A 7,893-nucleotide genomic window follows, 5' to 3' on the forward strand; every position below is an offset into this window, starting at 1 on the left:
TGCCGTTTCCTCACCGGACGCCTGCTGGACGGGCAGCGCTGGGCGCGCACAACACCGGAGAACCCCCGTGCTGCCGCAACTGCCCCAAGCTCTTTTAGCACTCGCAGACGGCACGGTCTTTCGTGGCACCTCGATCGGCTGCGCCGGTCTCACGGTCGGTGAAGTGGTGTTCAACACCGCCCTCACCGGCTACCAGGAAATCCTCACCGACCCCAGCTACTGCCGGCAGATCGTCACGCTGACGTATCCGCACATCGGCAATGTCGGGGTCAACGACGAGGATGTCGAGGCGTCGAAAGTCCATGCCGCCGGCCTCATCATCAAGGACCTGCCGGTCCTGGAGTCCAACTTCCGCAAGACCCGCACGCTGTCGCAGTACCTGGCCGACGAAGGCACGGTGGCCATCGCCGACATCGACACGCGCCGTCTCACCCGCATCCTGCGTACCTCGGGCGCCCAGAACGGCTGCATCCTGGCGCTGCCGGCCGGGCAGGCACTCACACAGGCTCACGTCGAGGAGGCCATCGCCAAGGCCAAGGCGGCGCCCAGCATGGCGGGCCTCGACCTTGCCAAGGTCGTGAGTGCCACTCAGCGCTACGAATGGACCCAGACGGCATGGCGTCTGGGCCGCGGCTACGGCACGCAGGCCGCGCCGCGCTGGCACGTGGTGGCCTACGACTTTGGCGTGAAGTACAACATCCTGCGCATGCTGGCCGAGCGCGGCTGCAGGGTCACGGTCGTGCCTGCACAGACGCCGGCCGGTGAGGTGCTGGCCCTGAACCCGGACGGCATCTTCCTGTCCAACGGCCCCGGCGACCCGCAGCCCTGCGACTACGCGATCGCAGCCGCGCGTGAACTGATCGACACCGGCCTCCCCACCTTCGGCATCTGCCTGGGGCACCAGATCATGGCCCTGGCCTCGGGGGCGCGCACCTTCAAGATGAAGTTCGGCCACCACGGGGCCAACCACCCCGTGAAGGACCTCGACAGCGGGCGCGTGAGCATCACCAGCCAGAACCACGGCTTTGCCGTGGACGAAAAGACCTTGCCGGCCAACCTGCGCCCCACCCACGTGAGTCTGTTCGACGGCACGCTGCAGGGCCTGGCCCGCACCGACAGACCCGCTTTCTGCTTCCAGGGCCACCCGGAAGCCTCTCCCGGACCCCATGACATCGGCTATCTCTTCGACCGGTTTGTGTCGCTGATGGAGAACAAGAATGCCTAAGCGCACAGACATCCAGAGCATCCTCATCATCGGCGCCGGCCCGATCATCATCGGCCAGGCCTGCGAGTTCGACTACTCCGGCGCCCAGGCCTGCAAGGCGCTGCGGCAGGAGGGCTACAAGGTCATCCTGGTCAACAGCAACCCGGCGACCATCATGACCGACCCGGACATGGCCGATGTGACCTACATCGAGCCCATCACCTGGCAGGTGGTCGAGCGCATCATTGCCAAGGAGCGTCCGGATGCCATCTTGCCCACCATGGGGGGGCAGACCGCGCTGAACTGCGCGCTCGACCTGCACCGCCATGGCGTGCTGGCCAAGTACGGCGTGGAGATGATCGGCGCCAACGAGCACGCGATCGAGAAGGCCGAGGACCGGCTGAAGTTCAAGGACGCGATGACCAAGATCGGCCTGGACTCCGCCAAGTCGGGCATCGCCCATTCGATGGAAGAGGCCTGGGCGGTGCAAAAGCGCATCCAGGCCGAGATCGGGGGCTCGGGTTTCCCGATGGTGATCCGCCCGAGCTTCACGCTGGGGGGCACGGGTGGCGGCATCGCCTACAACCCTGAAGAATTCGAGGAGATCTGCAAACGCGGTCTGGACCTGTCGCCCACCAACGAGCTGCTCATCGAGGAGTCGCTGATCGGCTGGAAGGAATACGAGATGGAAGTCGTGCGCGACCGCGCCGACAACTGCATCATCGTGTGCTCGATCGAGAACCTCGACCCGATGGGCATCCACACTGGCGATTCCATCACCGTGGCGCCGGCGCAGACGCTCACCGACAAGGAATACCAGCTGATGCGCAACGCGTCGATCGCCATCCTGCGCGAAATCGGCGTGGACACGGGCGGCTCGAACGTGCAGTTCGCCATCCATCCCGACAGCGGCCGCATGATCGTGATCGAGATGAACCCGCGCGTGTCGCGCTCATCGGCTCTGGCGTCCAAGGCCACGGGCTTCCCGATTGCCAAGGTGGCGGCCAAGCTGGCGGTGGGCTACACGCTGGACGAACTGCGCAACGAGATCACCGGAGGGGCCACGCCTGCGAGCTTCGAGCCCAGCATCGACTACGTGGTCACCAAGATCCCGCGCTTTGCCTTCGAGAAGTTCCGCGAGGCCGATGCCCATCTGACCACCCAGATGAAGTCGGTGGGCGAGGTCATGGCCATGGGCCGCACCTTCCAGGAAAGCTTCCAGAAGGCGCTGCGCGGCCTGGAGACTGGCATCGACGGCCTCACCGAACGCAGCACCGACCGCGAGGAGATCGTGCAGGAGATCGGCGAGCCCGGCCCCGAGCGCATCCTTTATGTTGCCGACGCCTTCCGCATCGGCATGAGTCTGGCCGAGGTGCATGAGGAGACGGCCATCGACCCATGGTTTCTTGCGCAGATCGAGGAGCTCGTCCGCATCGAGGCCCGATTGGCCGGCCGCACCTTGCCCAGCCTGTCGGCCGAGGAGCTGCGCTTTCTCAAGCGCAAGGGCTTTTCGGACAAGCGATTGGCCAAGTTGCTCGGTACCGATCAGCATGCGGTACGCCAGGCCCGGCATGCCCTGGGCATCCGCCCGGTTTACAAGCGCGTGGACACCTGCGCGGCGGAGTTTGCCACCCAGACGGCTTACATGTACTCCACCTACGACGAGGAGTGCGAGGCCGAGCCCACGAACAAGAAAAAGATCATGGTGCTGGGCGGCGGGCCCAACCGGATCGGCCAGGGCATCGAGTTTGACTACTGCTGCGTCCATGCGGCGCTGGCGATGCGCGAGGATGGCTACGAGACCATCATGGTCAACTGCAATCCCGAGACCGTCTCGACCGACTACGACACCTCCGACCGCCTCTACTTCGAGCCGGTGACGCTGGAGGACGTGCTGGAGATCGTCGAGAAGGAACAGCCCGTCGGCGTGATCGTGCAGTACGGCGGCCAGACCCCGCTGAAGCTCGCGCTCGACCTCGAAGCCAATGGTGTGCCTATCATCGGCACCAGCCCCGACAGCATCGACATCGCCGAAGACCGCGAGCGCTTCCAGCAACTGCTGCACACCCTGGGGCTCAAACAGCCACCCAACCGCACGGCCCGCACCGAGGAGCAGGCCCTGCAGATGGCCCGGGAGATCGGCTATCCGCTGGTGGTGCGCCCGAGCTACGTGCTGGGCGGCCGCGCGATGGAGATCGTGCACGGCGACAAGGACCTGGAGCGCTACATGCGCGAGGCGGTGCGCGTGAGCGAGAAGTCGCCCGTGCTGCTCGACCGCTTCCTCGACGACGCCATCGAGGTCGATGTGGACTGCGTCGCCGACGGCGAGTCGGTGATGATCGGCGGCATCATGGAGCACATCGAGCAGGCGGGCGTGCACTCGGGCGACTCGGCCTGCTCGCTGCCGCCTTACACGCTGCCGGCCAGCCTGCAGGACGAGTTGCGCCGGCAGACCACCCTGATGGCCCAGGCTCTCAAGGTGGTTGGGTTGATGAACGTGCAGTTCGCCATCCAGGGCGAGGGCGACGCCGCCACCGTCTACGTGCTGGAGGTCAACCCGCGCGCCTCGCGCACTGTGCCCTACGTGTCCAAGGCCACCGGCCAGCCGCTGGCCAAGATCGCCGCGCGCTGCATGGCCGGGCGCAAGCTCAAGGACCAGCAGGGCCTGGGCGGGCGTGCGCCCCATGAGGTGATTCCGCCCTACTACTCGGTGAAAGAAGCGGTCTTCCCCTTCAACAAGTTCCCCGGTGTCGACCCGGTGCTGGGCCCCGAGATGCGCTCCACCGGCGAGGTGATGGGCGTGGGCAAGACCTTCGGCGAAGCCATGCTCAAGAGCCAGCTCGCGGCCGGCTCGCGCCTGCCCGCTTCAGGCACCGTGTGCCTGACGGTGAAGGACGCCGACAAGGCGCGGGCGGTGGAGGTGGCGCGCCAGTTGCATGCTCTGGGCTTCCAGCTCGTGGCCACGAGGGGGACGGGCGCGGCGATCGCCGCCGCCGGCATCCCGGTGCGGGTGGTCAACAAGGTCAAGGACGGCCGGCCTCACATCGCCGACATGATCAAGGCTGGCGAGATCCAGCTCGTGTTCACCACCGTGGACGAAACCCGCACGGCGATCGCGGATTCGCGCTACATCCGCACCGCGGCCCTGGCCAACCGTGTGACCTACTACACGACCATGGCCGGTTGCGAGGCGGCCGTGGAGGCCATGAAGCACCAGGCGGATCTGGTCGTCTATTCCGTGCAAGAATTGCACAAGACGCTACACTGAGCTTCCATTTCCGAACCCCAGGCCGCCGCCGACCGTCCCGTGCAGGACCCGGCGGCGGCTGATTTTTTGCTGACCTGCGCCCTGTCCCCGGACGGTCACCGGCGGGGCAGGACGCCATGACGATGTGAGAGAGAAGACCGTATGGCCACCATTCCGCTGACCAAGCGTGGCGCCGAGAAGCTCAAGGCCGAACTCGCGCGCCTGAAATCCGTGGAGCGCCCGGCCGTGATCCATGCGATCGCGGAGGCCCGCGCGCAAGGCGACCTGTCCGAGAACGCCGAGTATGACGCGGCCAAGGACAAGCAGGGCTTCATCGAAGGCCGCATTCAGGAGATCGAAGGCAAGTTGGCCGTGGCCCAGATCATCGATCCGGCGGCGCTCGATGCCGGCGGGCGGGTGGTTTTCGGCTCGACGGTCGACCTGGAGGAAGAGGAATCCGGCGATGCCGTGACCTACCAGATCGTTGGTGATGACGAGGCCGATCTCAAACAGGGCCTGATTTCGATCAGCTCGCCCATCGCGCGCGCACTGATTGGTAAAGAGGCCGGCGACGTGGCCGAGGTGCAGGCCCCCGGCGGCATCAAGCGCTACGAGATCGTCGAGGTCCGCTACATCTGAACCGGGGACGGGCCATGCTGCGACGCTGGATGGCCTGGGTCGCTGGCCTGTGGGCTGGGGGGGTGCTGACCCTCGGTGCCGTGGCCGCACCCTCGGCGTTTGCCGTGCTCGAGCGCGCCCAGGCGGGGCGCTTCGTGGCCCGGGTGTTCGCGATCGAGGCCCACGCCGGCCTGGCGTTGGCGGTGCTGCTGATCCTGCTGGCGCGCCGCCAGGCCGTGCAGCAGGACGGTTCGCGTTTCAGCCTGGAGCTGGGGCTGGCGCTGGGGGCCCTGTTCTGCACGGTGGCGGGCTACTTTGCGGTGCAGCCGATGATGGCAGCGGCGCGCTTGGGGCAGGGCGCGTGGTCGTTTGCGGCCCTGCACGGGGTGTCCTTGGCCTTCTTCGCCCTCAAGGGGATCGTGCTGCTGGCCCTGGCGTGGCGTGCCACCGCATCGGCGGCGCGCCATTGACGGGGCTGCTGCAGAAGCGGTTGCTCAGGACTCGAGGGCGCGTTTCTTGCGGCTCACGGTGCGCTCCTTGGCGCGCTTGACCGTACCGCCTTTCGTCAGGCGCTGGTTGCCCAGCACCGTGAGCTTCTTCACCTCGGGCCGCTGGCCCCCCCGCTTGGAGTACTTGATCACCTTGACCACTTTGGGGCCGGGCTTGCGATCTTCATCTACCGGTTTGGCCTTGGGCGGGATCGGGCGCCACAGCACCAGCAGCTTGCCGATGTGCTGGACGGGCGCGGCCCCCAGCCGGTCACTGAGCTGGGCGAGCATGTCCTCGCGGGCTTGGCGGTCATCGGAGAAGACGCGCACCTTGATCAGGCCATGGGCCTTGAGGGCGGCGTCGGCTTCCTTCAGGACGGCCTCGGTGAGACCCTCGGCGCCGATCAGGACGACGGGGTCGAGATGATGGGCCTCGGAGCGCTTTTCCTTGCGCTGGGCTGCAGTGAGTGTGATCGCGGACATCCGCCTATTATCGTCGGGTCATGAACATCAAGACCAAGAGCAAGAAGGTCAACCGGGCGTGGCTGCACGACCACCTGACCGATCCCTATGTGAAGCTGGCCCAGAAGGAGGGCTATCGCTCGCGCGCCGCCTACAAGCTCAAGGAGATCGACGAGACCCTGGGCCTGATCCGGCCGGGCCAACTCGTGGTCGACCTGGGAGCGGCACCGGGAGCCTGGAGCCAGTACGTGCGCCGGCGGTTCGCCCCCCGCGATGCCGTCGGTGGGGGGGCTAAGGCCGGTGCGCTGAACGGGCAGCTCATCGCACTGGATCTCCTCGAAATGGAGCCCATCGAAGGGGTGCGCTTCATCCGCGGCGACTTCCGCGAGGAAGCCGTCCTGGCCGAACTCGAAGCGGCGGTGGCCGGCCGGCCGGTGGACGTCGTGATCTCCGACATGGCGCCCAATCTGTCGGGCATCGCGGCGTCGGATGCTGCCCGCATCGCTCACCTGGTCGAACTGGCGGTGGAGTTCGCCTGTGCGCACTTGCACCAGAATGGTGCGCTCGTCTGCAAAGTCTTCCACGGCAGCGGATACAGCCAGCTCGTCGAGCTCTTCAAGCATCGCTTCCGTGTGGTCAAGCCGATCAAGCCCAAGGCCTCACGCGACAAGTCGGCGGAAACCTTCCTGGTGGGGCTGGGTCTCAAGGCCAAGACGGCGGCCTGCTGAACGCTATTTCCGCGATAGTGTGAAAGGTCTCGCACCGAAGCACGCCATACGTCAAACTTGGGTCGGAAACGGGGTCACCTGTGCCAGGGCGTCTTGCTTGAGTCGAATAGAATGACCCTCATCTTGCTTGTCAACAGGCAGTTCTTGTAGTTTGTGTCGGAGAAGGAGCCGCGGTGAACAATCAATGGTTCTCGAAGGTGGCTGTATGGCTGGTGATCGCACTCGTGCTGTTCACCGTCTTCAAGCAGTTTGATCGCACCGCGGTCACCACCGGGCAGATCGCTTACTCCGACTTTCTGGAGGAGGTGCGCAACAAGCGCATCAAGAGCGTCACCTTGCAGGAAGGTTCGGGTGGAGGCACCGAGATCATCGCCATCACGAATGATGATCGGCGCATCCGCACGACGGCCACCTACCTCGACCGTGGCCTGGTGGGCGATCTCATCAACAACAACGTCCGCTTCGACGTGAAGCCGCGCGAGGAACCCTCGCTGCTGATGAGCATCCTCATCTCCTGGGGGCCGATGTTGCTGCTGATCGGCGTGTGGATCTACTTCATGCGTCAGATGCAAGGGGGTGGCAAGGGCGGGGCGTTCAGCTTCGGCAAGTCGCGCGCGCGCATGCTCGACGAGTCGAATAACTCGGTCACCTTTGCCGATGTGGCCGGCTGTGACGAGGCCAAGGAAGAGGTCAAGGAGCTGGTCGACTTCCTGAAAGACCCGCAGAAGTTCCAGAAGCTCGGCGGCCGCATTCCGCGTGGCGTGCTGATGGTCGGGCCTCCGGGCACCGGCAAGACGCTGCTGGCCAAGTCCATCGCCGGCGAGGCCAAGGTGCCCTTCTTCTCGATCTCCGGCTCGGACTTCGTTGAGATGTTCGTTGGCGTGGGCGCGGCCCGCGTGCGCGACATGTTCGAGCAGGCGAAGAAGAACGCACCTTGCATCATCTTCATCGACGAGATCGACGCCGTGGGCCGTCATCGCGGCGCGGGTCTGGGTGGCGGCAACGACGAGCGCGAGCAGACGCTCAATCAGATGCTCGTCGAGATGGACGGCTTCGAGACCAATCTGGGCGTGATCGTGATCGCCGCGACGAACCGGCCCGATGTGCTCGACCCGGCCCTGCTGCGCCCGGGCCGTTTCGACCGCC

7 protein-coding genes are annotated in these 7,893 nt (G+C 65.8%); 6 read left to right on the forward strand and 1 reads right to left on the reverse strand.

Annotation, left to right across the window (positions count from 1 at the left end):
- Positions 1 to 67: 67 nt before the first annotated feature.
- The 4 genes from carA to ACK42S_RS04480 all read left to right on the forward strand — a co-directional run bounded on the left by carA (position 68) and on the right by ACK42S_RS04480 (position 5,539).
- The gene (gene carA, locus ACK42S_RS04465) at positions 68 to 1,225 is read left to right on the forward strand and encodes a glutamine-hydrolyzing carbamoyl-phosphate synthase small subunit (protein ID WP_409703899.1); all 1,158 of its coding nucleotides are present in this window, start codon (positions 68 to 70) and stop codon (positions 1,223 to 1,225) included.
- A complete protein-coding gene (gene carB / locus ACK42S_RS04470; protein ID WP_409703901.1) occupies positions 1,218 to 4,472 on the forward strand; it encodes a carbamoyl-phosphate synthase large subunit in 3,255 nt (1,084 codons plus the stop codon). Before carA ends, carB begins: the two co-directional genes overlap by 8 nt.
- A gap of 141 nt (positions 4,473 to 4,613) precedes the next feature.
- Positions 4,614 to 5,090 (forward strand): transcription elongation factor GreA, encoded by a 477-nt coding sequence (greA, locus tag ACK42S_RS04475; protein WP_409703903.1) that lies wholly within the window; start codon positions 4,614 to 4,616, stop codon positions 5,088 to 5,090.
- A 14-nt stretch (positions 5,091 to 5,104) separates the two neighbouring features.
- A complete protein-coding gene (locus tag ACK42S_RS04480) occupies positions 5,105 to 5,539 on the forward strand; it encodes a DUF4149 domain-containing protein (protein ID WP_409703905.1) in 435 nt (144 codons plus the stop codon).
- A 24-nt stretch (positions 5,540 to 5,563) separates the two neighbouring features.
- Here the strand turns inward: ACK42S_RS04480 and ACK42S_RS04485 are convergent, their stop codons facing one another.
- Entirely contained in the window at positions 5,564 to 6,040 is a 477-nt protein-coding gene (locus ACK42S_RS04485; RefSeq protein WP_409703907.1) for a YhbY family RNA-binding protein, read from the reverse strand.
- Between the two features lie 20 nt (positions 6,041 to 6,060).
- On the opposite strand from ACK42S_RS04485, the gene ACK42S_RS04490 reads away from it, so the two are divergent.
- Together ACK42S_RS04490 and ACK42S_RS04495 are read left to right on the forward strand one after the other, a co-directional pair.
- Complete coding sequence (locus ACK42S_RS04490) at positions 6,061 to 6,747, forward strand: RlmE family RNA methyltransferase (RefSeq protein WP_409703909.1); 687 nt, start codon at positions 6,061 to 6,063, stop codon at positions 6,745 to 6,747.
- Between the two features lie 173 nt (positions 6,748 to 6,920).
- Positions 6,921 to 7,893, forward strand: a 973-nt coding sequence (locus ACK42S_RS04495) for an ATP-dependent metallopeptidase FtsH/Yme1/Tma family protein (protein WP_409703911.1), incomplete at its 3' end; no start/stop codon positions are given.

The sequence above is a fragment of the Caldimonas sp. genome (assembly GCF_046289365.1).
Classification (GTDB): Bacteria; Pseudomonadota; Gammaproteobacteria; order Burkholderiales; family Burkholderiaceae_C; genus Caldimonas.